20 protein-coding genes are annotated in these 25,645 nt (G+C 69.7%); 15 read left to right on the top strand and 5 right to left on the bottom strand.

The window, feature by feature from the left end:
- Window positions 1-369 precede the first annotated feature (369 nt).
- On the top strand, window positions 370-1,161 hold the full coding sequence (locus AMYBE_RS0106930; protein WP_020658628.1) for a methyltransferase domain-containing protein: 792 nt from the start codon (window positions 370-372) through the stop codon (window positions 1,159-1,161).
- On the opposite strand, the gene AMYBE_RS0106925 is transcribed toward AMYBE_RS0106930, so the two are convergent.
- From AMYBE_RS0106925 to AMYBE_RS0106910, 4 genes are all read right to left on the bottom strand, one after another.
- Window positions 1,130-1,810: a DNA alkylation repair protein gene (locus tag AMYBE_RS0106925; RefSeq protein WP_027927439.1), complete on the bottom strand. Its 681-nt coding sequence runs from the start codon at window positions 1,808-1,810 to the stop codon at window positions 1,130-1,132. The two genes, AMYBE_RS0106930 and AMYBE_RS0106925, sit on opposite strands and share 32 nt — an antisense overlap.
- A gap of 341 nt (window positions 1,811-2,151) precedes the next feature.
- Window positions 2,152-2,436: a hypothetical protein gene (locus AMYBE_RS0106920; RefSeq protein WP_020658626.1), complete on the bottom strand. Its 285-nt coding sequence runs from the start codon at window positions 2,434-2,436 to the stop codon at window positions 2,152-2,154.
- Between the two features lie 163 nt (window positions 2,437-2,599).
- Complete coding sequence (locus AMYBE_RS0106915) at window positions 2,600-3,544, bottom strand: GNAT family N-acetyltransferase (protein WP_020658625.1); 945 nt, start codon at window positions 3,542-3,544, stop codon at window positions 2,600-2,602.
- A gap of 62 nt (window positions 3,545-3,606) precedes the next feature.
- Complete coding sequence (locus AMYBE_RS0106910) at window positions 3,607-4,266, bottom strand: IclR family transcriptional regulator (protein WP_020658624.1); 660 nt, start codon at window positions 4,264-4,266, stop codon at window positions 3,607-3,609.
- Between the two features lie 126 nt (window positions 4,267-4,392).
- On the opposite strand from AMYBE_RS0106910, the gene AMYBE_RS0106905 reads away from it, so the two are divergent.
- From AMYBE_RS0106905 to AMYBE_RS0106870, 8 genes are all read left to right on the top strand, one after another.
- A complete protein-coding gene (locus tag AMYBE_RS0106905) occupies window positions 4,393-6,258 on the top strand; it encodes an FAD-binding monooxygenase (protein WP_020658623.1) in 1,866 nt (621 codons plus the stop codon).
- A gap of 63 nt (window positions 6,259-6,321) precedes the next feature.
- The gene (locus AMYBE_RS0106900) at window positions 6,322-7,113 is read left to right on the top strand and encodes a helix-turn-helix transcriptional regulator (RefSeq protein WP_020658622.1); all 792 of its coding nucleotides are present in this window, start codon (window positions 6,322-6,324) and stop codon (window positions 7,111-7,113) included.
- A gap of 32 nt (window positions 7,114-7,145) precedes the next feature.
- Entirely contained in the window at window positions 7,146-8,261 is a 1,116-nt protein-coding gene (locus tag AMYBE_RS0106895) for a WD40/YVTN/BNR-like repeat-containing protein (RefSeq protein WP_027927437.1), read from the top strand.
- Window positions 8,262-8,266: 5 nt separating this feature from the next.
- The gene (locus AMYBE_RS0106890; protein ID WP_027927436.1) at window positions 8,267-8,563 is read left to right on the top strand and encodes a MoaD/ThiS family protein; all 297 of its coding nucleotides are present in this window, start codon (window positions 8,267-8,269) and stop codon (window positions 8,561-8,563) included.
- 245 nt (window positions 8,564-8,808) lie between these two features.
- Window positions 8,809-9,756 carry a carbohydrate ABC transporter permease gene (locus AMYBE_RS0106885; RefSeq protein WP_020658619.1) on the top strand — a complete coding sequence of 316 codons (948 nt, stop codon included), beginning with the start codon at window positions 8,809-8,811 and terminating at the stop codon, window positions 9,754-9,756.
- Window positions 9,753-10,631, top strand: a complete 879-nt coding sequence (locus AMYBE_RS0106880) for a carbohydrate ABC transporter permease (protein ID WP_020658618.1) — start codon at window positions 9,753-9,755, stop codon at window positions 10,629-10,631. Before AMYBE_RS0106885 ends, AMYBE_RS0106880 begins: the two co-directional genes overlap by 4 nt.
- Window positions 10,632-10,666: 35 nt before the next feature.
- Window positions 10,667-12,076, top strand: a complete 1,410-nt coding sequence (locus tag AMYBE_RS0106875) for an ABC transporter substrate-binding protein (RefSeq protein ID WP_020658617.1) — start codon at window positions 10,667-10,669, stop codon at window positions 12,074-12,076.
- A 185-nt stretch (window positions 12,077-12,261) separates the two neighbouring features.
- Complete coding sequence (locus tag AMYBE_RS0106870; RefSeq protein WP_020658616.1) at window positions 12,262-15,051, top strand: FAD-binding and (Fe-S)-binding domain-containing protein; 2,790 nt, start codon at window positions 12,262-12,264, stop codon at window positions 15,049-15,051.
- Window positions 15,052-15,126: 75 nt separating this feature from the next.
- On the opposite strand, the gene AMYBE_RS0106865 is transcribed toward AMYBE_RS0106870, so the two are convergent.
- The gene (locus tag AMYBE_RS0106865; RefSeq protein ID WP_020658615.1) at window positions 15,127-15,879 is read right to left on the bottom strand and encodes a GntR family transcriptional regulator; all 753 of its coding nucleotides are present in this window, start codon (window positions 15,877-15,879) and stop codon (window positions 15,127-15,129) included.
- A gap of 107 nt (window positions 15,880-15,986) precedes the next feature.
- Here AMYBE_RS0106865 and iolC point away from each other — a divergent pair, with 107 nt between their 5' ends.
- The 6 genes from iolC (at window position 15,987) to AMYBE_RS0106835 (ending at window position 25,577) form a co-directional block, all read left to right on the top strand.
- Entirely contained in the window at window positions 15,987-16,934 is a 948-nt protein-coding gene (gene iolC / locus AMYBE_RS0106860) for a 5-dehydro-2-deoxygluconokinase (protein ID WP_020658614.1), read from the top strand.
- Complete coding sequence (locus tag AMYBE_RS0106855; RefSeq protein WP_020658613.1) at window positions 16,931-17,797, top strand: Cgl0159 family (beta/alpha)8-fold protein; 867 nt, start codon at window positions 16,931-16,933, stop codon at window positions 17,795-17,797. The genes iolC and AMYBE_RS0106855 overlap by 4 nt, the downstream gene beginning before the upstream one ends.
- Complete coding sequence (gene iolB, locus AMYBE_RS0106850) at window positions 17,794-18,633, top strand: 5-deoxy-glucuronate isomerase (RefSeq protein ID WP_020658612.1); 840 nt, start codon at window positions 17,794-17,796, stop codon at window positions 18,631-18,633. The genes AMYBE_RS0106855 and iolB overlap by 4 nt, the downstream gene beginning before the upstream one ends.
- Window positions 18,630-20,483, top strand: coding sequence for a 3D-(3,5/4)-trihydroxycyclohexane-1,2-dione acylhydrolase (decyclizing) (gene iolD, locus AMYBE_RS0106845; RefSeq protein ID WP_020658611.1), 1,854 nt, complete (start codon window positions 18,630-18,632; stop codon window positions 20,481-20,483). Before iolB ends, iolD begins: the two co-directional genes overlap by 4 nt.
- Window positions 20,484-20,527: 44 nt before the next feature.
- A complete protein-coding gene (locus tag AMYBE_RS0106840; RefSeq protein WP_020658610.1) occupies window positions 20,528-21,880 on the top strand; it encodes an MFS transporter in 1,353 nt (450 codons plus the stop codon).
- Between the two features lie 394 nt (window positions 21,881-22,274).
- Entirely contained in the window at window positions 22,275-25,577 is a 3,303-nt protein-coding gene (locus tag AMYBE_RS0106835) for a GH92 family glycosyl hydrolase (RefSeq protein ID WP_027927434.1), read from the top strand.
- Window positions 25,578-25,645 lie beyond the last annotated feature (68 nt).

Here is a 25,645-nt window from a genome sequence, read left to right as displayed (position 1 = left end):
AGGGCGTGCGTAAATAACCGGTCTCCGGCGAGGAAATAGTTTCGGCGGAACGGCAAGATGAAAATGCGTCGCGTCCTTCGCCCAGGTCCGCTGTGGAACCACCGCCGGACGATGCGCGTGGCCCTGCCCAGCCGTGCCCCGCCCGAACCGTGCCTGGCAGCAGCGTGGCCGCGAGGCCCTGCCGTTCCGGTGGGAGCCTGGCCGCGGCGTCGGATCCTCGCCACCGCGAGCCGAGGCGAGGGCGCACGCCAGGCCAACCGGCGAAACGCGCGCTCCCGTTGGCCCGACCTTCCTCAGCGGACTCGCCGTCCAAGGCGGCCGCGCGGAACTAGCCCGCCGCACACCCGGAGCTGTGCTTCACTCGATGCCATGGCCGAGACTTTCGGGGTGCCCGGACCGGGCAAAATCGACTACTACGCCCGGGTGGCGGAGGCCGGCCGCGATTACAAGCGGCAGGTACTGGCCGCGCTGGAGTTGCGGCCCGGCTTGACGGTGCTCGACCTGGGCTGCGGTCCCGGCACCGACCTGCCTGCCATGGCGGACGCGGTGGCCCCGACCGGTTCGGTCCTCGGCATCGACGTCGAGCCTGCCATGGTCGCCGAGGCGGGGCGGCGGGTCGCGGACCTGCCGCGGACCGAGGTTCGGCGGGGCGATGCCCACGCGGTGCCGTTGGCTGGTTCCAGCGTGGACCGCGCTCGGGCGGACCGGATGGTGCAGCATGTCGCCGATCCGTCCGCGGTCTTCGCGGAGCTGTACCGCGTGTTGCGCCCGGGCGGGCTGATCTGCGCCGCCGAACCGGACTGGGACAGTCTGGTGGTGGATCCCGGCTCGCGTTCGGCCAACCGCGCCTTCAACCGGTTCGTCTGCTCGACCATGGTGCGGAACCCGACGGTCGGCCGGGAATTGCCGCGGCTGGCGCTCTCCGCCGGTTTCGAGGTGCGCGATGTTACGGTCGCCGCGCCGGTTTTCCGGGATTTCGCGTCGGCGGACAAGATTCTGGGCCTGAGCCGCAACACCGAACGCGGGATCCGGGCCGGTCAGCTGGACCCCGCCGAAGGGGAACAATGGCTGGCCGACTTGTCCGCCGGACCGTTCCTCGCCGCGAGCATGGTGTTCGTCGGCGTGTTCGTCAAACCTGCCGGCGGCGCACGACCTCGGTGATCCAGACCGGCGCGTACGGCGACGTGCAGTTCGGCGGCGTCGGGTAGTCCTTGAGGACTTCGAGCCGCTCCCCGATCGCGATCGCGCGGTCGCGCAGGCCGGGGTGCTCGATGCCGATCTGGGCGAGGCAGTGGTTCATCGCCCACTGCAGCCGCTCCGGAGCGCCCTTCAGGTCGGCCTCGATCACGTCGAGCAGCCCGGGAAGGTCAAGCCCGTCCGGGTTCTTGGCGACGCGCTCGACGGTCAGCGCCCATCCGGCACTGGCCACCACCGGGTCCGGGTCGGCCAGCCAGGCTGTGCGCAGCTCCTCGGCGTAGCGGGTCTTCTTGACGAGGTAGTTGACCAGCCAGTCCTGGACCTTCGGCCGGCCGGCGTCGCGCAGCATCGCGTCGAGCTCGTCTCGGTCGTACTGCTTCGGCCGGCCGACGAGCAGCGCGAGCAGGCGGGCGTCGGAACCGCCGGTGCGCCAAAGTTCGCGGGCGAGCTCCGGCTGCGCTTTGAGCTCCTTGGCGAGCTCGCGAAGCTTGCCGAGGTGGACGCTGTGGTCGTCGCCATGGTTCTCGTTGACGGCGCGGATCCGGGGGTCCGCCAGCTCGCTGAGCTGGGCGAGGACAGCGGCGACGTCCGGCGAGGCGAGCGGGGCGGGCACGGAAACCTCCAGTTCGGCGCGGTCGGGACCGAGGGTACGGGAACCCGACGCGGTAACGGACACAAAGTGCGGAGCGCCCAAAAGCTGGTCTCAGGTGATGTGCGCCGGACAGTCCGCTGGTCTTGTCCGTGAGGGGCCCCTTCAGGGACTTGGATTCCCTCAAGGGGCCCTTCACGGACAGACACGCGCTGGCCACGGGGAGGTTCCACCCGCGCCGCAAGGAGTACCAGGGGTACCGCGATCCCGGCGGTCGCGGCCGCGGCAAGACGTCCGGCGAGCTCCAGCACGAGTGGGGCTGCGCGCAGGGCTACTTCTCTAAGCAGGAATGCGGGCCCCTGCGGTTACCCCCGCGGAGCAGCGAGCGCGGCCAGTATCCGGCTGCGGGTCGGCACGTCCAGTCGGCACGCGTCACCGGCCGCCGGGTCCGCCGCGCCCATCACGTCGACGCCGTCGACCAGGACGGTCGGCGAGCGATATCTGCCGATCCGTTCCACCAGCGCCCTGTCGACCCCGCTCTCCGCCAGGCAGTCCACCACGAGGGCGCGTGCTGCCGCGGCGTTCGGGCAGCCCGGCGCGGTCAGCAGTTCGATCCGGATGCCGCGGATCTCCGGCCCAGGTGCGCACACAGCGGTCCTCCCGTCGTCCCTCCCAGCGTAAGCGAAAATCCGCCTTGAGGAGTTCGGCAGAGGGCGGCCAAGACATGACCAGAGCTCGTCGCGGGAACGGCTGACCCCGCTGCCCGCTGCCCACGGCCGCCGGAACGCGAATTCCGTCCCGGCGGTCGGTGCCTCAGGCGTGCTTGATCATCGGCAGGTCCCGGCAGATCTCCCGGAACCCGAGGCCGTGGTACAGCCCCTTCGCTCGCGGATCTCCGGGCGCGCCAAGGCAAGCGACCGTCGCGTGGGTCGCGCCCGCGGCCCGCGCCCGGCCCATGCCGTGCAGCAGCATTGCCCGCCCCAGGCCGAGGCGCCGATGGTCCGGATGGGTGCCGACCGGCTCGAATTCGACCGTCTTGTTCACTTCGTCCAGCCACATGATCGTGGACGCGGCCATCGTCCCGTCCGGTGCCTCGACCAGGATGTGCAGGTCGCCGCGGTACGGAGGCGTCGCGCGGAGCCCCTCGTAGCTTTCGCGCGAGTACGCGACCACGCCCCAGGCGGCCAGGTGCGCCTGCACCGCCGCGTCCGGGCCGGCCTCGTCCGCGGTGCGGAAACGATAGCCGTCCGGCAACGCCGGCGTTTCCACCGACACCAGGTCGCGCTCGTTCAGCATCGTCCAGAACCCGTTGTCGCCCAGACCTTCCGGGTCCGGCGAATAGCCGTGCGCGGTCCACCGCCGCAACCCGAACTCGTCCGCCGCGCCGGGCAGGACGGTGCGCTCGAGCCCGTCCGCGACGCCGTCGAACCACTCGATCACCTCGTCCACCAACGCGGCGTGGTCGTGGTGAACCTGCAGCGCCAGATAGGCCCCAGTGATGTCTTTGACCGACCCGTCGCTGCGCCGCACGCTCCGCGGCAGCTGCGCCCAGCCCCATGCCACCAGATCGGGGCCGGCGAACCACAGCCGCCGTCGCCAGCTGGCCCCTTGCCCGGCGTGCGCGCGACCCCAGTTCCAGGCCAGTTCCCCGTACGACGCGTCGCTGTTGATCAGCTCCGGCCGCTCCGCTGTCACCCGCTGCGCCAAGACTTGCATGAGCTGCACGTCCGCGGCGGTCAGCAGATCGTCGTTGGTCATAGTCGCCCACGATCGCAGCCGGCCGCGGGCACGTCGAACGATTTTCCCGGCCCCGGGACTGTCTACACCGGACTCAACTCGGCCAGGATCACCCGCGCCGCTTCCGCCAGCCGCTCCCCGATCGCCGCGACGTCCGCCGGACCGGTCAGGTACACCACCGCCAGCGCCGCCGGATGCTGCCCAGGCACCGACAGCGGAACGGCGATCGACGACAAGCCAGGAATCACCTCGTCGTGACTCGTTTCGTACGGCGCGTTCCCGCCGCGCAGCTGCTGCCTGATCGCCCGCCCGGGCGCGCCGTCGGTGATCGGATGCCGGCTGCCCGGCCGCCGCGCCACCGCGGCGGTCGCGTGCCGCGGTTCGACGCTGGCAAGCGTGACCACCGAATCCTCGCCGTCGAGCGTCGCGAGGAACGCGGTCATGCCGAGCTCGTTCGCCAGCACCGTCAGCTCCGGCAGCGCAGTCGACTGCAAATCGCGGGATACGTTGCGCGCCAACGCCGCCAGCCGAGCGCCGAGCTCCAGCTCGCCGCTTCCGTTCCGCACCACCAGCCCGTGGTCCTCCAGCGTGCGCACGATCCGGTACGCGACAGACCGGTGCAGGCCGAGCCGCGTCGCCAGCTCACCGATCGACAACGGCTGTTCCGCCTCGGCGAGGATTTCCAGCGCGGTGAGGCCGCGCGACAACGTCTGCGACCCGGCCGCTTGCTTGGCTTCCGTCACGCCTGGTCCTTCCCGTGCGGGGTCTTGTGCGGTGAAGCAGCCCACTCTAGCATCAGCTCACTCGATAATTGAATAGCTCGTTCAATTATCGAACGAGTGGCTGTTCACAGCGAGGTGAGGAGACCGATGCAGTTCCACCATCACGGCTACGTTTCTGGCGAACCGCGCGTTCTGCCCGCCGCCGGAACCGGCCTCGCCCGGCCGGCGGACCTGCCGGACGAGGTCGACGTGCTGATCGTGGGAACCGGCCCGGCGGGCATGATCACCGCCGCGCAGCTGTCGCGGTTCCCGGACGTCACGACGCGGATCGTGGAACGCCGCGGCGGACGGCTCGAGGTCGGGCAGGCCGACGGGATCCAGGCGCGCAGCGTCGAAACCTTTCAAGCGTTCGGGTTCGCCGGCCGGATTGTCGAAGAGGCGTACCGGATCACCACGATGTCGTTCTGGAAGCCGGATCCAGCCGACCCGGAGCGCATCGCGCGCTCCTCGCGGGTGCCGGACGACCCGACCGGGATCAGCGAGTTCCCGCACCTGATCGTGAACCAGGCCCGCGTGCAGGACTACTTCGCCGAGTACATGGCGAATTCGCCCAGCCGGATGAAGCCCGATTTCGGGCTGGAGTTCGTCTCCCTGTCCGTCGCCGAAGGCGACGAGCACCCGGTCGCCGTCACGCTGCGGCACACCGCCGGCCCGCGCACCGGCGAAGAACGGATCGTCCACGCCAAGTACGTCGTCGGCTGCGACGGGGCCCGCAGTGCGGTGCGCGAGGCGATCGGCCGGGAACTGGTCGGCGACCAGGCATTGCACGCCTGGGGCGTGATGGACGTCCTCGCCGTGACCGATTTCCCGGACATCCGCACGAAATGCGCGATCCAGTCGCACGACGGCGGCAACATCCTGCTGATCCCCCGCGAGGGCGGCTCCCTGTTCCGGATGTACGTGGACCTGGGCGAAGTCTCGCCAGACGACCACGGTGCGGTCCGCAAGACCACGATCGAGCAGATCATCGCGCGCGCCAACGCGATCATGCGGCCCTACTCGCTGGATGTGAAGGAAGTGGCGTGGCACAGCGTGTACGAGGTGGGCCATCGGCTCACCGACAAGTTCGACGACGTGCCCGCCGGCGAAGACCGGGTACCCCGCGTCTTCATCACCGGCGACGCCTGCCACACGCACAGCGCGAAAGCCGGTCAGGGCATGAACGTCTCGATGCAGGACGGCTTCAACCTCGGCTGGAAACTGGGGCACGTCCTGGACGGCCGCGGCCCGGCTTCGCTGCTCGCCACGTACTCCGCGGAACGCCAGCTGATCGCGAAGAACCTGATCGAGTTCGACAAGGAATGGTCGGCGCTCATGGCGGCCCGGCCGGACGAGCGGGCCGACCCCGCGGAGCTGGAGGAGTTCTACGTCAAGACCTTCGAGTTCCCGGCCGGTTTCCTGACGCGGTACCAGCAGTCGCCGCTGATCGCCGCGCCGGATCACCAGCATCTGGCGACCGGTTTTCCGATCGGCAAACGCTTCGCCTCGGCCCCGGTAGTCCGGGTGTGCGACGCGAACCCGGTCCACCTGGGACACCACGCGCAGGCCGACGGGCGCTGGCGCATCTATGTCTTCGCCCCGGCGGACCACGCGGTGACCGCCGCGTTCGCGGACTGGCTCGGCCAGGCGCCGGATTCGCCGGTCGTCGCGCACACGCCGCCGGACCTCGACCTCGACGCCTGGTTCGACGTCAAGGTGATCTACCCGCAGCCGTACGAGGAAATCGACCTGGCCGAGGTGCCCGCCGTGTTTCTCCCGCGCACCGGGCCGTTCGGGCTGATCGACTACGAAAAGGTATACGCGGGCACCGACATCTTCGCCGCCCGTGGCATTTCCGAAGACGGTGCCGTCGTGGTGGTCCGGCCGGACCAGTACGTCGCCGACGTCCTGCCGCTCAGCGCGACCGCCGAACTGGCCGCGTTCTTCGCGCCGATCTTCCGGGCGGACCGCTGAGCCGCCCGGAATTGTCGGTGCCCCCGCCTACCATGGTCGGCACATCCGGAGGGAGGTGCGGACATGCGGGACTCGGTGCTGGAAGCGGTGCGGTTCCTCACCGCCGAGCGCTCCCGGCCGATCACCCTGGAGGACGTGGCCGACCACGTCGCGTACAGCCCGTTCCACCTGGCCCGGGCGTTCGAACGGCAAGTCGGCCTGCCGCCGGGGAAGTTCCTCGCCGCCCAGCGGTTCCACCTGGCCAAGGAACTCCTGCTGGACACCGGGGAAAAGGTCATCGACATCTGCCACGAGGTCGGCTTCTCCGCCCCGGGCACCTTCACCACCCGGTTCACCGCCGCGGTCGGGGTCACCCCGCACCGGTTCCGCCGGCTTCCCGACCTGCTCGCCGACTGTCCGCCGGCCCCGGTCCAGGTACCCGGCGCGGACCGCCACGGCGGCGTGCTGACCGGCCGCGCCGAGCTGTCCCTGGCCGCCCAGTCCGCGCTCCGCCGTCCCGCGATCTACGTCGGCCTCTTCGCGGCTTCGCACGCCCGGGGCATCCCGGTCAGCGGCGCGCTGCTAGACGACGAGCACCGCTTCACCCTGCTCGACGTCCCGCCCGGCACCTATCGGCTGCTGGCCTGTGCCCTCCCGTCCGGCGATCCGCGCAGCCAGCTCCTCCCTCCGGTCCGGGCGGTCGGCGGAGCGCCCCGCCCGGTCCGGATCCGGCCAGGCGCGCCGCCGCTGCGCCAGGACGTCCGGCTGGACCTCGCGCGCGACTGGACGCCTCCGGTGCTGGTCGCGCTGCCCCCGCTGGCCTCGGCGGGAGCGCAAGAATGGAGAAGCGATGCCCGTCCGGCGGGGATAGGTTGAACTCGGTCAGCGGCCGGAGGCAGGGAGCGGGCATGTCCGGAGTTCGAGTATTGGTCGGTACGCGCAAAGGCGCGTTCATCCTCACTTCCGACGAAGGCCGCACCGACTGGCAGGTGGACGGGCCGCACTTCGGCGGCTGGGAGGTCTACCACGTCAACGGCTCGCCCGCCGACCCCGACCGGCTCTACGCCTCGCAGTCCACGTCCTGGTTCGGCCAGCTGATCCAGCGCTCCGACGACGGCGGCAAGACCTGGAACCAGGTCGACCACGACTTCGCCTACGAAGGCGGGGCCGGCGAGCACCTCTGGTACGACGGCACCCCGAAACCGTGGGAGTTCACCCGGATCTGGCATCTCGAACCGTCGCTGCACGACCCGGACACGGTGTACGCGGGCGCGCAGGACGCGGCGCTTTACCGCAGCGCCGACGGCGGCAAGAGCTGGCACGAGCTCACCGGGCTGCGCAAGCACACGTCCGGTCCGGGCTGGCAGCCGGGCGCGGGCGGGTTGTGCCTGCACACGATCATCCTCGACCCGCGTGACTCCGACCGGATCTACACCGCGATCTCCGCCGCCGGCGCGTTCCGCAGCGACGACCGCGGCGAGAGCTGGCAGCCGATCAACCGCGGCCTGCACTCGGATGGCATTCCGGACCCGGACGCCGAGGTCGGGCACTGTGTGCACCGGCTCGCGCTGCACCCGTCGCGACCCGACGTCCTGTTCATGCAAAAGCATTGGGACGTGATGCGCTCGGACAACGCGGGCGACTCATGGCGGGAAATCAGCGGCAACCTGCCCAGCGACTTCGGCTTCCCGATCGCGGTGCACCCGCACGAACCGGAAACCGTCTATGTCGTCCCGATCCACAGCGATTCCGAGCACTACCCGCCGGAAGGCAAGCTGCGTGTGTACCGCAGCCGCGTCGGCGGCGACGAATGGGAGCCGCTCACCAACGGCCTGCCGCAGCAGGACTGCTACGTCAACATCCTGCGCGACGCGATGGCGGTCGACTCGCTCGACGAGGCCGGGATCTACTTCGGCACCACCGGCGGCCAGGTTTACGCGTCCCCGGACGGCGGCGACAGCTGGGCGCCGATCGTGCGCGACCTGCCCGCGGTGTGCTCGGTCGAGGTGCAGACCCTGCGATGACGACCGTGGTCCGCGTCAAGCTGCCCACGCACCTGCGCCGGCTCGCCAAAGTGGACGGCGAGGTGCGGTTGCCGGTCGAGGATCCGCCGACGCAACGCGCCCTGCTGGACGCGCTCGAACGCGCGTATCCCCAGCTGCGCGGCACCGTCCGCGACACGACCACGGGCAAGCGCCGGGCTTTTGTCCGATTTTTCGCCTGTGAAGAGGACCTGTCGAACACTGAACCGGATGCCGGGCTGCCCGCGCCGGTGGTCTCCGGCGCCGAACCGTTCCTGATCATCGGCGCGATGGCCGGCGGCTGACGCTCCTCCAGCAGACCTGCTGGTCTCGGTGCCTCGTGGGGGTGCACCGAGACCAGCCGGTCCGTCCATTCCAGACCGCGCGGCCCGACCGCGGGAGGTCTGGAAAACGCTGGAAACCACCCGTACGCTCCGACACATGGTCGCCATCTGATGACAATGGTGTATTTCATCCGTTATTCGATGGCAAGATCTCCGCCATGCCGGAGACCGATGATGTTCGTGCTGGCGAACCAGGATCCACGGCCGTGTCGACTGTTGCCGCACGGCCGGCGGAATCCGCCGCGCCCGCACCGCCCCGCCGTCCCCCTCGCCGCCGATACCGCCCGCGCGAGGTCCTGCTGGGCGTCCTGTTCTGCGTCCCCGCTCTCGCCGGTCTCGGCACGTTCGTGTTCTTTCCCCTGTTCCAGGCGGTTTTCCTGTCGACTCGGGGCACCGACATCAACGGCAACCCGTCGCGGTCGGTCGGCATCGCGAACTTCGCCGAGCTGTTCACCCCGGAGTTCGGCGCGACGTTGCTGCGCACGCTGCTGTTCACGCTGTTCGTAGTGGTCGTCGGCGTCCTGCTGCCGATGGCGCTGGCGGTGCCGATCGCGCAGAAGCTGCCCGGGATGCGGGTGTTCCGGACGCTGTTCACGCTGCCGTTCGCCTACTCCGCGTCGGCGGCGAGCGTGGTGTGGCTGCTGATGCTCGACCCGTCCATGTCGCCGGTGAACTGGCTGCTCGGACTGTTCGGAGTGGACTCTCCGGGATGGACCACCGAATCGCCGTGGGCGCTGCTGACCGTGGCGTGGGCGACGGTGTGGGTGGCCAGCGGGTTCAACCTGCTGGTGATCGGGTCCGGGCTGGCCGGCGTCGACGAGTCGGTGCTGGAGGCCGCCCGGCTCGACGGGGCGACCGGGTTCCGGAACTTCTTCAGCGTCGTGCTGCCGATGATCTCGCCCAGCGTGTTCTTCGTCATCGTCACGACCACGCTCACCGCGTTGCAGGCGCTCGGCCAGGTCCAGGTGATGACCGACGGCGGGCCGAACGGGAGCACCACCACGCTGGTGTTCTCGATCTACCACAACGCGTTCGAAAACGGGAACAACAACTACGGCCTCGCCAGCGCGCAGGGCCTCGTGCTGCTGGTGATCGGCATCCTGCTCGCCGCGATCCAGTTCGGCGTCGTGGAAAGGCGGGTGCACTACCGGTGACCCAGGCACTCGAACGTCCGGCCCGCAAGCGCAGCTCTCTGGCCGCCCCGGGCAAGAAAACCAGTGCGCTCACCTACGTGTGGCTCGCCCTCGCCATGGTGGTACTGCTGTTTCCGGTGCTGCTGACCGTCGTCGGCGGATTCCTGCCCGAAGGGCGCCTCGTCCGGCAGCCGCCGGGACTGTTCGACGGCAGCTACAGCTTCGACAACTACATCGCGGCCTGGCAGCAGACCGTGGTGCCCTTGCTGCCCGCGTTCGCGAACTCTCTCTTCGTCGGCCTGGTCATCATGATCGCGCACCTGGTGACCTCGTGCCTGGCCGCCTACGGGCTGGTCTTCGTCAAGATGCCGTTGCGCCGCCCGCTGTTCTGGCTGTTCATGGTCACGATCATGGTGCCTTACGAGGCCATCGTGGTCCCGAACGCGCTGTTCGTGCGCAGCCTCGGCATCGAGAACAGCCAGTGGAGCCTGGTGCTGCCGTTCCTGGCCAACGGGTTCGGCGTCTTCCTGATGCGCCAGGCATTCCGGCAGTTCCCCACCGAACTGTCCGATGCCGCCCGCATCGACGGCTGCGGCCACCTGCGGTTCCTGTTCACCATCGTGCTGCCCTCGGTCCGGCCGTCGCTGACCGCGCTCGCGGTCTGGTCGTTCCTGCAGGGCTGGAACATGTACTTCTGGCCGCTGATCATCTCGTCCTCGAACAACTCGATGAACACGCTGCAGACGGCGGTGTTCGCGTTGAAGGCCAACGGGAACGGCACGCAGCAGGCGCTGGTGCTGGCCGGCGTGACCATCACCCTGCTGCCCACCCTGCTGCTGGTGATCTTCGGGCAGCGCTGGCTCGTCCGCGGGTTCATGGCCGGAGCCGTGAAGTGACCGCATCTTCCACTGGGAAACGAAAGGGAATCACTGTGCGCATCGGAAAACGCCGCGGATTCGCGGCGGTGGCCGCGTTCGTCGCGGCCGCGACTGTCCTCTCCTCCTGCTCGTCCGCGACGAACGCGGGCCCGGCGTCCGGTTCGGACTCGGCGACCGCGCCCGGCGCCGACGCGCTGAACGGCAAGGGCGAGGTCTCGATCAACTTCTGGCACGCGATGAGCGGCACGAACGGCGAGACGCTCGGCAAGCTGGTCACCGAGTTCAACGCCGCGCACGCCGGCAAGATCAAGGTCAACCTGAACTACAAGGGCCAGTACGACACCGCCCTGGCCGCCTACAAGAATTCCTCGGCCGCGCAGCGCCCGGATCTGATGCAGATGTACGACATCGGCACCCGGTACATGATCGACTCGAAGACGACCCTGCCGATGCAGTCGTTCATCGACGTCGACCACTACGACACGGCCGACATCCAGCCGAACATCGCCGGCTACTACACGGTCGACAACAAGCTGTACTCGATGCCGTTCAACACCTCGATGCCGCTGCTTTACCTCAACCGCGAGGCGTTCCAGAAGGCCGGACTCGACCCGGCCAAGCCGCCGACGTCGCTGGACGAGATCACCGCGGCCGCGCGCAAGATCAAGGCCACGCCGGGCGAAACCGTGCAGTACGGCTTCGGCGCGACGCTGTACGGCTGGTACGTCGAGCAGTGGAACGCGATCGCGAACCAGACGATCTGCGATTCGGAGAACGGCCGCACCGGCCGCGCGAACAAGGCCACGCTGGCCACCGACACCAACGTCAAGCTGCTCAAGTGGTGGCAGGACATGGTGAAGGAGGGGCTGGCGATGAAGCTGGACAGCAACACCGACAACGGCGACAACGCGTTCAGCTCCGGCACCGTCGCGATCGGGCTGGAGTCGACCGGTTCGCTGGGCCAGTTCACCAAGGGCGCGGCCGCCGCCAAGAACCCGTTCACCGTCTCCACCGGCTACTTCCCGAAGGTCGACGCCGCGAACACCGGCGGCCCGATCATCGGCGGCGCCTCGCTGTGGACGATCAACTCCGGCGACGCCGCCCGCGAGCGCGCCTCGTGGGAGCTGGTGAAGTTCCTGGCCGAGAAGAAGACCCAGGTCACCTGGCACACCTCGACCGGCTACTTCCCGATCAGCAAGGGCGCGCTGCAGGACCCGGCAGACAAGCAGTGGGTCTCGCAGAAGCCGCAGTTCGAGACGGCGATCAAGCAGCTCGAGGGCACCAAGCTGACGCACGCCACGCAGGGCTGCTCGGTGGGCGTCATGCCGGACATCCGCAAGGACGTCGAGCAGGCGCTGCAGGCCGCGGTGCTGCAGGGCCAGGACGCCAAGGCGGCGCTGACCGACGCGGAGAACAAGGCGAACAAGCAGATCTCGGACTACAACGCCAAGCTCGGCGGCTGAGTGCCGCCGATGACCGCGGCAACGGCGTTCCCGCTTAACCTCGGCTGACGCGTCCGTGAAGGGCCCCTTGCCGGACTTGGATTCCGGCAAGGGGCCCTTCCCGGACTTTTACCCGCACTGCGCGGCCTGGGCGCGAGCCAGTCCGCCTCGCTGGGGCGAATTCCGGCGGGTAAGTTCGGTGCGGGATGGACATCGACAACGAGCTGCTCGCCGACCTCCGCGCCGCCGTTCGCGGCGAGGTGCACGCGGACGTCCGGCGCCGGGCCGAGTACTCCTCCGACGCCTCCAACTACCGTGTCGTACCGCAGGTCGTGGCGACCCCGCTCGACACCGACGACGTGCTCGCCGCGCTGGCGGTGTCGCGGCAGCACAGCCTGCCGGTGACCTGCCGGGGCGGCGGGACGTCGGTCGCGGGCAACGCGGTCGGGCCGGGCCTGGTACTCGACTTCTCCCGCCATCTCAACCGGATCGTCGACCTCGACCCGGCGGCGCGGACCGCGGTCGTCCAGCCCGGTGTCATCCTCGCCGACCTGCAGCGTGCCGCCGCGCCGCACGGGCTTCGGTTCGGACCGGACCCGTCGACGCACGCGCGCGCGACGCTCGGCGGGATGATCGGCAACAACGCCTGCGGCCCGCACGCGGTGGCGTACGGCCGCACCGCCGACAACGTGCGCGAGCTCCGCGCAGTGGACGGCACTGGACGCCGGTTCAGCACCGTCGAGCCGGTCGACGGGCTCAACGCGCTGATCGACCGGCATCTGTCGGTCATTCGCACCGAGTTCGGCCGATTCAGCCGGCAGGTCTCGGGTTACTCGCTGGAGCACCTGCTGCCGGAGAACGGCCGGAACCTGGCCCGCGCGCTCGTCGGCACCGAGGGAACGCTGGCGGTCACGCTCGACGCGACCGTCAGCCTGGTCCCGGTCTCCCCGGCCCGGCTGCTGGTCGTGCTCGGTTACCCGGACATGGCGACAGCCGGCGACGCGGTACCCGGGCTGCTGCCGCACCGGCCGCTGGCCGTCGAGGGGCTCGACGCGCGACTGGTCGATCTGGTGCGCAGCCACCGCGGCGGTGTCCCGGAACTGCCGGCCGGCGGCGGCTGGCTGATGATCGAAGTGGGCGGCGCGGACACCGCCGAGGCTCAGCACCGTGCCGAGCAGATCGTGCGGGATTCCCAGGCGGCGGACCACGTCGTGCTGCCGCGGGGGCCCGCCGCCACCGCGATGTGGCGGATCCGCGAGGACGGCGCGGGGCTGGCCGGGCGTACGCCGTCCGGCCAGCAGGCCTGGCCCGGGTGGGAAGACGCGGCCGTCCCGCCCGGCCAGCTCGGCGCGTACCTGCGCGATTTCGACGCACTGCTCGACGAATTCGGGCTGGAAGGACTCCCCTACGGCCACTTCGGCGACGGGTGCGTGCACGTCCGGCTCGGCCTGCCGCTGGAACGCGACGCCTCGGTGTTCCGCTCGTTCCTGACCGCCGCCGCGGACCTCGTGGTCGGCTACGGCGGTTCGTTCTCCGGCGAACACGGCGACGGCCGCGCCCGCGGCGAACTGCTGCCGCGGATGTACTCGACCGAATCGATCGCGTTGTTCGGCGCGGTGAAGGACTTGTTCGACCCGGACGACCTGCTCAACCCCGGAGTGGTCGTCCGGCCGCACCCGCTCGACGCGGACCTCCGCCGCCCGCGGGCCCGGCCCCTTCCGGTCGCCGACGGCTTCTCCTTCTCGCACGACGGAGGCGACTTCACCCGCGCTGTCCACCGATGCGTCGGGGTCGGCAAATGCCGCGCGGACAACCGCGCGGCCGGCGGGTTCATGTGCCCGTCCTACCTGGCGACCCGCGACGAAAAGGACAGCACGCGCGGCCGGGCACGGGTACTGCAGGAAGTCGCGAACGGCTCGCTGGTGTCCGGCTGGTCGGACGCCGCGGTGCACGAGTCGCTGGATCTTTGCCTGTCCTGCAAGGCGTGCGCCAGCGACTGTCCGGCCGGGGTGGACCTGGCGCAGTACAAATCCGAGGCACTGCACCGGAAGTACCGGCGCAAGCTCCGCCCGGTCTCGCACTACACGCTGGGCAGGCTGCCGGACTGGATCCGTCTGCTGCACCGGTTCCCCGTGCTCGGCCCGCTCCTGGTCAACGCGCTGATGTCCCTCCGGCCGGTCGAAAAGGTCTTGCTGGCACTGTCCGGAGTGGACCCGCGACGGCATGCCCCGCGGTTCGCCCGGCGATCGTTCACGAAGTCCCGGCGGCGGGTCCGCGACGAGGGGCCGCAAGTCGTGCTGTGGGCGGATTCTTTCTCGGACGGCATGGACACCGACGTCGCCGAAGCCGTCGCGGAGGTGCTCGCCGACGCCGGGTACCGGGTCATCGTTCCACCGCGCCGGCCGTGCTGCGGGCTGACCTGGATTACCACCGGACAGCTTGACACGGCCCGCCGCAAACTCCGCGAACTCGTCGAGACGCTGCGGCCGTACGCCACGGCCGGGCTGCCCATCGTCGGCGTCGAACCGTCCTGCACCGCGGTGCTGCGGTCGGACCTGCTGGATCTCTTCCCAGACGACTCGGACGCGAAGGCGGTCTCCGGCGCGGTCACCACGCTGGCTGAGCTCCTGTCCATCACAGACGGTTGGGAAGCGCCGGATCTGTCCGGCGTGCAGCTCGTCGCGCAGCCGCATTGTCATCAGCATTCGGTGCTGGGCTTCGAAAGCGACCGGGCACTGCTGGAAGCCGCCGGGGCGCGGCTGCAGACCCTCGCCGGCTGCTGCGGACTGGCCGGGAACTTCGGCATGGAACGGGGACATTACGAGGTGTCGGTGGCAGTCGCGGAGAACGCGCTCCTGCCAGCTTTGCGGGAGAAGCCGGACGCGGTGTTCCTCGCGGACGGATTCTCGTGCCGCACCCAGGCGGACCAGCTGGCCGGAGTACGCGGACTGCACTTGGCACAGCTGCTGGCCCATCCGCCGGAGAAACGTCCGTGAAGGGAACATTGAAGGACTCTGAGTCCCTCGATGTTCCCTTCACGGACCGGCGGAGCTGGCGATCGGCCGGACCCGCTACTGCAGCGAAAGATTGAACGAATACCGCGACGCCCGGTAAACGTGCCAGCCGTACTCCACCACCCGGCCGGTCTCGTCGTAAGTGGTGCGCTGCATGGTCAGCAGAGCCGCCCCTGGCTGTTCCGCCAACAGCGCCGCGTCCTCCTCCGTCGCAACCCGCGCGCCAATGCTCTGCTGGGCCGAATGCAGCCGAATCCCGGCCTGCCGCAACAGTTCGTACAAACCGCGCGCAGCCAACTCCTCGTCAAGGGGCGCGATGACCCCGTCCGGCAGATAGTTGTTCATCACCGCCAGTGGCTCGCCGTCCACCGAGCGGATCCGCTTCAACCTCCGCACCGACGTCAGCGACGGAGCCTCCAGCAACGTCGCGACCTCCGCCGACGCCGGCTCCACCCGATTGACCAGCACCTCCGACGACGGCGCCCCGCCCAGCCCGGCCAGATCGTCGAACAGGCTGCTCAACCGCAGCGGGCGGGACACCTTCGTCCGCACCACCTGGGTTCCGACGCCGCGCCTGCGCACCAGCAGTCCCTCGTTCACGAGCGACTGAATGGCCTGCCGGACGGTCGGCCGGGACAGCCGCAGGCCGGCGGCGAGGTCCAGTTCGTTCGCCAGCCGCGCGCCGGCCGGGAGGCGGCCGTCTTCGATGGCCGCGTAGAGCTGGCGCGCGACCTGGAAGTACAGCGGCTCGGGGCTGGCCGGGTCCACCGCGATCTCGCGGACCGGGTCCCAGGGCGGGCTGGTGGTCATCGTCCGAGCCTACCGGCCGGACCCGGCTTTGCCCTAATGTCCATATGTCTTGACAAAGTCAGCCGGCGGGGGCACGGTCGAAGCCACGCGGCAGGCAGGAGGACACGATGCGCACGGGGTTCGACCTCGTCACCATGGGCCGGATCGGCGTGGACCTCTATCCCCTCCAGACCGGCGTCGGACTGGAGGACGTCACCTCGTTCGGCAAGTACCTCGGCGGCAGCGCGACGAACGTCGCGGTCGCGGCCGCCCGGTACGGACGGCGCACCGCGGTGATCACCAAGACCGGCGACGATCCGTTCGGCCGGTTCCTGCGCCGCGCGCTCGGCGAGTACGGCGTGGCCAGCGAGTTCGTGGGCGTCTCGAAGCAGCTGCCGACGCCGGTCACCTTCTGCGAGGTCTTCCCGCCGGACGACTTCCCGCTCTACTTCTACCGTTTCCCCAAAGCCCCGGACCTCGACCTCTCCCCCGGCGAACTCGACTTCGACGCGATCCGCGCGGCGAAGGTGTTCTGGGCGACGGTGACCGGGCTGTCGCAGGAACCGAGCCGGGCGGCCACGCTCGCCGCGCTCGAAGCCCGCGGCCGGGACGGGATCACGGTGCTCGATCTCGACTACCGGCCGATGTTCTGGGAATCGCGCGAACAGGCGCGCGAGTGGGTCGGCAAGGCGCTGGAGCACGTGACGGTCGCGGTCGGCAACCTGGATGAATGCGACACCGCCGTCGCGGTTCGGGAACCGCGAGCGGCGGCGAAGGCGTTGCGGGACCGCGGTGTCTCGCTGGCAGTCGTGAAGCAGGGACCGAAGGGCGTGCTGGCGGTGGACGACACGGGAGAGGCCGAAGTGCCGCCGGTGCCGGTGGAGGTCGTCAACGGTCTCGGTGCTGGCGACGCGTTCGGCGGGGCGCTGGTGCACGGCCTGTTGTCCGGCTGGGACACCGAGCGGATCATGCGGTTCGCGAATGCCGCGGGCGCGCTCGTCGCCGGGGAACTCGCCTGCTCCGACGCGATGCCGACAGTCGACCAGGTGCTGCGCAAGCTCGGAGGGATCGCATGAACACCGTGGAGCGGATCGTCGCGAAGCGGGTGCACGACCCGGAGGCGATCGCCGAAGCGGCGGAGAACCGGGTACGCGCGAAGTCGCCGTTCAACGACAAGGGTTCGGTGATGATCATCGCGGCCGACCATCCCGCCCGAGGCGCGAACGCGGTCGGTTCGGACCCGCTGGCGATGGCCGACCGCGGCGAACTGCTGGAGCGGTTGTGCCTCGCGTTGGAGCGACCGGGGGTCACCGGCGTGCTCGCCACCGCGGACATCATCGACGACCTGCTGCTGCTCGGCGCGTTGCACGGCAAGACCGTGCTCGGGTCGATGAACCGGACCGGGCTGGCCGGGTCGAGCTTCGAGATCGATGACCGGTTCGCCTGCTACGACGCGGAATCCATCGAGCGGATGCGGTTCGACGGCGGCAAGATGCTGGCCCGGATCTGCCTGGACGACCCGGCGACGCCGAGCCTGCTGGAGAACACCGCGAACGCGGTCAACGACCTCGCCGACCGGAAACTTCTCGCGATGGTCGAGCCGTTCCTGTCGGTCTGGCGCGACGGGCGGATCAGGAACGAGCTGTCCCCGGAGGCGGTCATCCGGTCCGTCACCATCGCGGCCGGGCTGGGCCGCTCGTCCGCCTATACCTGGCTCAAGCTGCCGGTGGTCGCCGACATGCCGCGCGTGCTGGCCGCGTCCACCCTGCCCGCGGTGCTGCTCGGCGGCGAGGTGACCGATCCGGACGCGGCGTTCGCGGCGTGGCAAGCGGCGCTGGCGCTGCCGACCGTGCAGGGTCTGGTGGTCGGGCGGTCGCTGCTGTATCCACGGGACGGCGACGTGGCCAAGGCAGTCGACACGGCGGTGGGGTTGCGATGAACCATTACCAGAGAAGCGGCAGCACGGCGGACGGTCCGTTCAGCCTGGTCGTCACTCCGGAATCAGCCGGTTGGGGTTACTCGGGGCTGCGCGTGCTCGAACTGGACGGCTCGGCGACCGTCAGCACCGGCGGCGCGGAAACGCTCGTGCTCCCGCTGTCTGGCAGCTGCACCGTCGAAGCGGACGGCGAGACCTTCGAACTCGCCGGCCGCACCAGTGTGTTCGATTCGGTGACCGATTTCGCTTACGTGCCGAGGGAAACCGAAGCGACGATCACCGGGAGCGGCCGCTTCGCGTTGCCGTCGGCGAAAACCTCGAAGCGGCTGCCTGCTCGCTACGGCCCGGCAGAGGACGTGCCGACCGAGCTGCGCGGGGCGGGCATCTGCAGCCGTCAGGTCAACAACTACTGCCTGCCGCACACCTTCGACGCCGACCAGCTGCTCGTCTGCGAAGTCCTTACCCCGGGCGGGAATTGGTCGTCGTATCCGCCGCACAAGCACGACGAGGCGCGCGAAGGCGAAAGCGAGCTGGAGGAAATCTACTATTTCGAAGTGGCCGGGGGCGGAATGGGCTACCAGCGCGTCTACGGCACCGCGGAGCGGCCGATCGAGGTGCTGGAAGAGGTCCGCAGCGGCGATGCGGTGCTGATCCCGCACGGCTGGCACGGCCCGTCGATGGCCGCGCCCGGCTACGATCTCTACTACCTCAACGTGATGGCCGGACCGGGCCCCGAGCGGGCCTGGCTGATCTGCGACGACCCGGCGCACGCCTGGGTCCGCCAGACCTGGGAATCCCAAGACGTCGATCCGCGGCTGCCGTTCGGAGGCGCTCGATGAGGCTCACCACCGCGCAGGCTCTGGTGCGGTTCCTCGCCAGCCAGTACTCCGAGCGCGACGGCGTCGAGCTGCGGCTCGTCCCCGCCTGCTTCGGGATTTTCGGCCACGGCAACGTCGCCGGTCTCGGCCAGGCGCTCCTGCAGGCCCCCGACGCGCTCCCCTACTACCTCGCGCGCAACGAACAAGGCCAAGTCCATGCCGCGGCGGCGTTCGCGAAGATGCGCGACCGGCTCCAGACGTTCGCCTGCACCTCGTCCACCGGTCCCGGCTCCACGAACATGATCACCGGTGCCGCGCTGGCCACCGCGAACCGGCTGCCGGTGCTGCTGTTGCCCAGCGACATGTTCGCCACCCGAGCCGCGGACCCGGTGCTGCAGCAGCTCGAAGACACGCGCGGCGGCGACGTGAGCGTGAACGACGCATTCCGTCCGGTGTCGAAGTACTTCGACCGCGTCTCCCGGCCCGAACAGCTGATCCCCGCGGCGCTCGCGGCGATGCGGGTGCTGACCGATCCGGCCGAGACCGGCGCGGTCACCCTGACGCTGCCGCAGGACGTACAGGCGGAGGCATACGACTGGCCGGAAGAGTTCTTCCGGCACCGGGTCTGGCACATCGACCGTCCCGCGCCCGCGCCCGAAGCTCTCGACCGAGCAGTCGCATTGCTGCGGTCCGCCAAGGCACCGTTGATCGTCGCCGGTGGCGGCGTGGTGTACTCCGGTGCCGCCGAGGCGTTGTGTGCTTTCGCCGACGCCACCGGGATTCCGGTCGCCGACACCCACGCAGGCAAGGGCGCCGTCCCCTGGGATCACCCATGCGCGGTCGGCGGTCTCGGCGCCACCGGGACTTCCGCTGCGAACGCGCTGGCTGCCGAGGCGGACGTCGTGCTGGGCATCGGGACCCGATACAGCGACTTCACCACCGCGTCGCACACCGTGTTCGGCAACCCCGCCGTACGCTTCGTGAATCTGAACGTCGCCCGGCTCGACGCGGCGAAGCACTCCGCGGAAATGCTGCTCGCCGACGCGCGCCGCGGTTTGGAAGCGTTGACCGGCGCGTTGCCGGGCTGGCAGGTCGACCCGGCGTACCGGGACCGGACTCGGCGGCTGGCCGGCGAGTGGAACCGCGCCGCGACCGCGTGTTTCGAGCTGGGACACGGCCCGCGGCCCGCGCAGACTGAGATTCTGGGCGCACTGAACGAGATCCTGGACGACCGCGACGTGGTGATCAACGCGGCCGGTTCGATGCCGGGAGACCTGCAGATGCTATGGCGGGCACGGGATCCGAAGGCGTACCACGTGGAGTACGGCTATTCGTGCATGGGCTACGAGGTCGCCGCTGGCGTAGGCGTGAAGCTGGCCGCGCCGGACCGCGAGGTGGTCGTCCTGGTCGGCGACGGTTCGTACCTGATGATGGCACAGGAGATCGTCACCCTGGTCGCCGAGCGGCTCAAGGTGATCATCGTGCTGGTGCAGAACCACGGGTTCGCCTCGATCGGCGCGTTGTCGGAAGCACTGGGCTCGCAACGCTTCGGCACGTCGTACCGATATCGGGGAGAGTCCGGGCAGCTCGACGGTTCGGTGCTGCCGGTCGACCTCGCCGCCAATGCCGCCAGCCTCGGCGCGACCGTGGTCCGGGCGTCCACTGTAGACGAATTCCGGGCGGCGATGGCGGAGGCCAAGTCGAATCCCATGGTCACCGTCGTGCACGTCGAAACGGATCCGCTCGCGCCCAACCCGCCCGGCTCGGCATGGTGGGACGTGCCGGTGAGCGAAGTGTCCGAACTGGACTCGACCCGGGCGGCACGCCAAACCTACGTCACCGAGAAGCGGGCGCAGCGGCATTACCTCTGAACACTTCGGCCGCCGGCGAACGATTCCCGCGCCACGATGGCCCGGTGACCGAAACGACCTCCGCCCGGCGGCAGCGGCTTGCCTTGCTGGCGCTGTGCCTGGCCTTCTTCATCGTCCAGCTGGACGCGACCGTCGTCAACGTCGCGCTCGACGCCGTCCAGCACGACCTCGGCGGCGGGCTCGGCGGCCAGCAATGGGTCGTCGCCAGCTACACGATCGCGTTGGCCGCCGGAATGCTCACCGCCGGGTCGCTCGGCGACCGGTTCGGCGCGCGACGGATCTGCGTGCTGGGGACAGTCGTGTTCGGAGCTGCTTCCGCTGTGTGTTCGCTGGCCCCGGACCTGCCCGTCCTCATCGCCGCCCGCACGCTGCAAGGCGTCGGCGCCGCAGCCCTGCTCCCGTGCTCGCTCGCGCTGATCGTCCGCCAGTTCCCTGAGCCGCGCGCCCGGGCGCACGCGCTCGGCGTGTGGGGCGGCATCGCTGCGATCGGCCTGGCGACCGGACCGGTGGCCGGCGGCGTGCTCGTCGCACTGGCCGACTGGCGCGCGATCTTCTGGGTGAACGTCCCGTTCGCGGCGCTCGCCATCGTGCTGACCTGCCGGTACGTCGAGGAGTCACCGCCGAGGTGCGAGCGCAGCCTGGACCCGTACGGCCTCGTCCTCGGCACCCTCGCGCTCGCCGCGTTCACCGGCGGCCTGATCGAAGCCGGCCAGCTCGGCTGGGGACAATCGGCCCCGCTGATCGCCGGCGGCATCGCCGCCGGCACCGGGTTCGTCGTGGTCGAGCGGCGCCGCCGCGATCCGATGCTGCCGGTGGAGATCTTCTCGTCCCGGCCGTTCTCGGCCGCGTCCACGGCCGGCCTGATCTTCAACTTCGGCCTCTACGGCACGCTGCTCTGCCTCTCGCTGTACCTCCAGGGTCCGCTCGGCCAGACCGCGTTCGCGACCGGGATGCTGACGCTCCCGCTCACCGTCGCGATCGGCGTCGGCGCGACCGCCAGCGGACGGCTGACCGCCCGGTTCGGCCCCAGGGCACCGATGCTGGCCGGCTTCAGCCTGGCCGGGCTCGGCGCCGCGATCCTCGAATTGGCCGATTCGGTGCCGCTCGTGGTGACCGGCGGAATCGTGCTGTGCTGCTGTTCGTTCGCGATGCCGGCGATGACGTCGGTCGCGATGTCCACCCCGCCGGAGGAGCACACCGCGCTGGCGAGCGGAGTGCTCAACACCGCCCGGCAGAGCGGCGGCGCGCTCGGGACGGCGGTGCTGGGCACGCTGCTCACGGCCAGCGGGACAGGAATGTCGCTCCAGGTGCCGATGCAGGTGGTGATGACCGGATACGCCGCGGCAGTCGGCTGCACATTGCTGGCGACCCGCGGCCGGAACCCAGTCGCCGTATAACCCGAACGATGCGCGGGCGGGATCCTCCGCGCCGCGCGTGATCCTCCGCGCCCCGGCCGGAAGTCCGTGATGGGCCCCTTCAAGGGCCTTGGATTCCCTCAAGGGGTCCTTCACGGACCGGCCAAGCAAACTGGCGGCCAGGCATGACGACAGCAGCCGGTGAGCCATGCTTGAACGGACTCGGATCCCGTGAGGGGAACATTGAGGGACTCAGAGTCCCTCAATGTTCCCCTCACGACCGTTCAAGCACCGTTCACGGACGGCTCCGGACCGCGCGAACTGTCCGTTTGTCAGGGTTTCCAAAGCCTGGTGCGGCTGGCAAGCTGCTCACGCAGCCGGTCGCCCCGCATCGGTTCGCGCGTTGACAACGTTGTCACCCTGGAGGTATCAGCCCATGCGGTCGCCCTCGAGACGGACTGTCGCAGCCGCGGCCGCGGCATTGCTGGCCACGGCCCTCCTTTCCGCCGCCCCCGCAACCGCCGCCCCCGCAACCGCCGCGGCAGCCACCCCGTCGACAGCCGCCCCGCCGTCCGATCCGGTTTCCCTGGTGAACCCCTTCGTGGGCACGCAGAACTTCGGCAACACCTTCCCCGGCGCCAGCGCCCCGTTCGGCATGGTCCAGGTCAGCCCGGACACCGGCGGCCAAGGCGGCTACGACTACCAGCAGAACGCCATCTACGGCTTCAGCCAGACCCACCTGTCCGGCGTCGGCTGCGGCGTGATGGGCGAACTGCCGGTCATGCCCACCACCGGCCCGGTCGACTCCACGGACACGAACGCCTACAAATCCGCCTACAGCCACGACGACGAGAAGGCCGAGCCCGGCTACTACCGCGTCGGACTGAAGAAGTACGGCATCAACGCCGAGCTGACCGCCACTGCCCGCACCGGCTGGCAGCGCTACACGTTCCCCTCCACCGGGCAAGCGAACGTCCTGTTCAACACCGGCCAGGCCAACCAGTCGGTGAAGGACTCCGAGATCCACGTCGTCGGCGACCGGACACTGGAAGGCCGCGTCCGCGCGGGCGGGTTCTGCGCCGGGCACGACGAACACACCGTCTACTTCACCGCCACCTTCGACCGTCCCTTCGCGTCCTACGGCACCTGGCGCGGCAATACCCGCACCGAAGGCAGCCGCGACGCCGCGGGCACCGGCGGAAACGGCGCCTGGGTCAGCTTCGACGCCACCGCGAACCACGCCGCGGTCCTCAAGGTCGGCCTCTCCTACACCGGTATCGACGGCGCCCGGAAGAATCTCGCCGCGGAAACCGGCACCAGCTACGACTTCGACGCCACCCGCGCTGCCCTCCGCCGGCAATGGGCCGACCGGCTGGGCGCGATCCAGATCGCCGGCGGCACCGCCGACCGGCAGACCGCCTTCTACACCTCGCTGTATCACGCGCAGCTGCACCCGAACCTGGCTGGCGACGTCACCGGCGACTACGCCGGGTTCGACGGCAAGGTCCACCGCGCGGACGGCTACACGCCGTACCAGAACTTCTCGCTCTGGGACACCTACCGTCCGCAGAACCAGTTGCTGGAAATGCTGGAACCGCAGGTGGCGAAGGATGTCGCGCAGTCCGTTCTGGCGATCGGCCGCGACGGCGGATGGCTGCCGCGATGGGCACTGGCGGGCAGCGAAACCAACATCATGACCGGTGATCCGGTGACCCCGTTCCTCGTCGAAGCCTGGTCGAAGGGCTTGCTCGCCGGACATGAGGACGAGGCGTACACGCTGCTCAAGAAGAACGCGACCAGCACGCCGCCGGCGGATTCGCCGTACAACGGCCGTTCTGGCGTCAACTTCTACAACGAGCGCGGATACATTCCGAGCGGTTTGGTTCTCGGCAAGGACTGCGCGGCCAAGGGCGGCGACAACGACTGCGAGCACCCGACCTCGGCGACCATGGAGTACTCCGCCGCCGACGCCGCGCTCGCGCTGATGGCCAAGGGGCTGGGCCACCAGGCCGATGCGCGGATGTTCGCAGACCGCGGCCAGTGGTACCGCAATGTCTGGGACGCCTCGAGCAAGCAGTTCCGTCCGCGCACCACCGACGGCACCTGGCTCGCGCCGTACGACCCGATCGACGCCGACCACCAGTTCCACGAGGGCGGCGCGTACCAGTACCAGTGGCTGGTGCCGCAGGACCCGGCCGGGCTGACCGCGTTGATGGGCGGCAAGAAGCCGACCGAGAACCGGCTCGACTCGTTTTTCGCCTACGGCAACCTGCTGAAGGACCCGGCGGGCACCGCGCGCAAGGACTGGATCGCCAGCCCGTACGACTACTACGCCAAGGCCACCTACAACCCGAACAACGAGCCGGACCTGCTTTCGCCGTACATGTACAACTGGGTCGGCGCACCGTCGAAGACCGCGACCGTCGTGCGGGCCGCGATGACACTGTTCACTACCGGTCCCGACGGTATGACCGGCAACGACGACCTCGGCACGATGTCCGCCTGGTACGTTTTCTCGTCGCTCGGCCTCTACCCGACGATGAGCGGTTCGAACTTCCTCGCCGTGTCGAGCCCGCAGTTCGAGTCGGCGACCGTCCGAATCGGACAGTACGATGGCAAGCAGGGCGGCACGCTCACCGTCACCGCACCCGGGGTCAGCGACACGAACCGTTACGTGCGCAGCGTTTCGCTCAACGGCCGCGACGTCCCGCAGACCTGGCTCGACTGGTCCGCCGTCGCGCACGGCGGCGAGCTCGCCTACCAGGTCGGCGCCCAGCCGTCGCAGTGGGGCACCCGGCCGGGCACCGAACCGCCGTCGGTCAATCAGGCGACCGGCGACCTCCGTCGGCATGTCGACGCGACACTGCGACCGGGTTCGGTTGTCCTGCCGCAGCAATCCGCCGAGCAGACTGTCCACTTGAACCTGGACGTGCTCGGCCAGAACCCCGGTGCGCAGCCGGTGACGGTGACCGCGTCGGCCCCGGCGGGCTGGCAGGTGCAGACCGATCGGCTGCAGCTGTTGTGGTCGTTCCAGCTGCCGGTGCAGAAGACCGCGCCGGTGACGGTGACCGTTCCGGGCGGCACGCCGGTCGGAACGTATTCGGTGCAGGTCAAGGCATCTGGCCCGGGTGCGAACACGGTCACTCGCACCGCGACGGTCGAAGTCCGGCAACCGACGGTCTGTGCGACGTCCGCCGGTGCGCAATGCGCGGTCGATCTCAGCCATGACCGCAACCACGACGGCACCGCCACGGAAACCGCGTCCACCGAAGGCAACTTCGACGGCAGCGGCTGGAGCTACGACGCCGCCTTGATGCCGCCGGCTGGGACATTCGTCCACGATGGAGTCACCTACGCGGCCGCCGATCCGGCCGGCACCGCGGCGAACTTCGTCGAGGCGCGCGGACAGTCGCTGCTGCTGCCTGCCGGAAAACACTCGGCGATTCGGTTGATCGGCGCATCGCACAACGGTCCGGTGACTGCCGCGCTGACCATCCACTACAGCGACGGCACCAGCGCCGACCTGCCGGTAACGTTCGGCGACTGGGCGGGCTCGACGCCGGCGGGCACCAGCGTCGTGCTCGATATGCCGCACCGGATCAAGGCGGGCAGCGGGATCGACGGTCCGCCGGTGCGATTGTTCGGCATGACCGCCGCGGCGGACGGGACGAAGACCGTCCAGTCGGTCAGCTTGCCGAACGACCCGCGAGTGCAGGTCTACGCGATCACGCTCGACTGAGCCAGGCCGGGTTCGCGCATCGCTCCCCCGTTGCAGTGCGCTGACGCGGCGGCCAGTCCGTGAAGGGT

The organism is Amycolatopsis benzoatilytica AK 16/65 (genome assembly GCF_000383915.1).
In the GTDB taxonomy this organism is placed as follows: Bacteria; Actinomycetota; Actinomycetes; order Mycobacteriales; family Pseudonocardiaceae; genus Amycolatopsis; species Amycolatopsis benzoatilytica.
Note: the sequence above shows the minus strand (reverse complement) of the source record. Positions and strands in the feature narration are given on the sequence as shown.

Bases quoted from the DNA above. Each gene is read 5' to 3' on its own strand.
- AMYBE_RS0106865 (WP_020658615.1), bottom strand. From the start codon at position 15,879: ATGACCACCAGCCCGCCCTGGGACCCGGTCCGCGAGATCGCGGTGGAC.
- AMYBE_RS0106930 (WP_020658628.1), top strand. From the start codon at position 370: ATGGCCGAGACTTTCGGGGTGCCCGGACCGGGCAAAATCGACTACTAC.
- iolD (WP_020658611.1), top strand. From the start codon at position 18,630: ATGAGGCTCACCACCGCGCAGGCTCTGGTGCGGTTCCTCGCCAGCCAG.
- iolB (WP_020658612.1), top strand. From the start codon at position 17,794: ATGAACCATTACCAGAGAAGCGGCAGCACGGCGGACGGTCCGTTCAGC.
- AMYBE_RS0106855 (WP_020658613.1), top strand. From the start codon at position 16,931: ATGAACACCGTGGAGCGGATCGTCGCGAAGCGGGTGCACGACCCGGAG.
- iolC (WP_020658614.1), top strand. From the start codon at position 15,987: ATGCGCACGGGGTTCGACCTCGTCACCATGGGCCGGATCGGCGTGGAC.
- AMYBE_RS0106915 (WP_020658625.1), bottom strand. From the start codon at position 3,544: ATGACCAACGACGATCTGCTGACCGCCGCGGACGTGCAGCTCATGCAA.
- AMYBE_RS0106835 (WP_027927434.1), top strand. From the start codon at position 22,275: ATGCGGTCGCCCTCGAGACGGACTGTCGCAGCCGCGGCCGCGGCATTG.
- AMYBE_RS0106900 (WP_020658622.1), top strand. From the start codon at position 6,322: ATGCGGGACTCGGTGCTGGAAGCGGTGCGGTTCCTCACCGCCGAGCGC.
- AMYBE_RS0106895 (WP_027927437.1), top strand. From the start codon at position 7,146: ATGTCCGGAGTTCGAGTATTGGTCGGTACGCGCAAAGGCGCGTTCATC.
- AMYBE_RS0106870 (WP_020658616.1), top strand. From the start codon at position 12,262: ATGGACATCGACAACGAGCTGCTCGCCGACCTCCGCGCCGCCGTTCGC.
- AMYBE_RS0106905 (WP_020658623.1), top strand. From the start codon at position 4,393: ATGCAGTTCCACCATCACGGCTACGTTTCTGGCGAACCGCGCGTTCTG.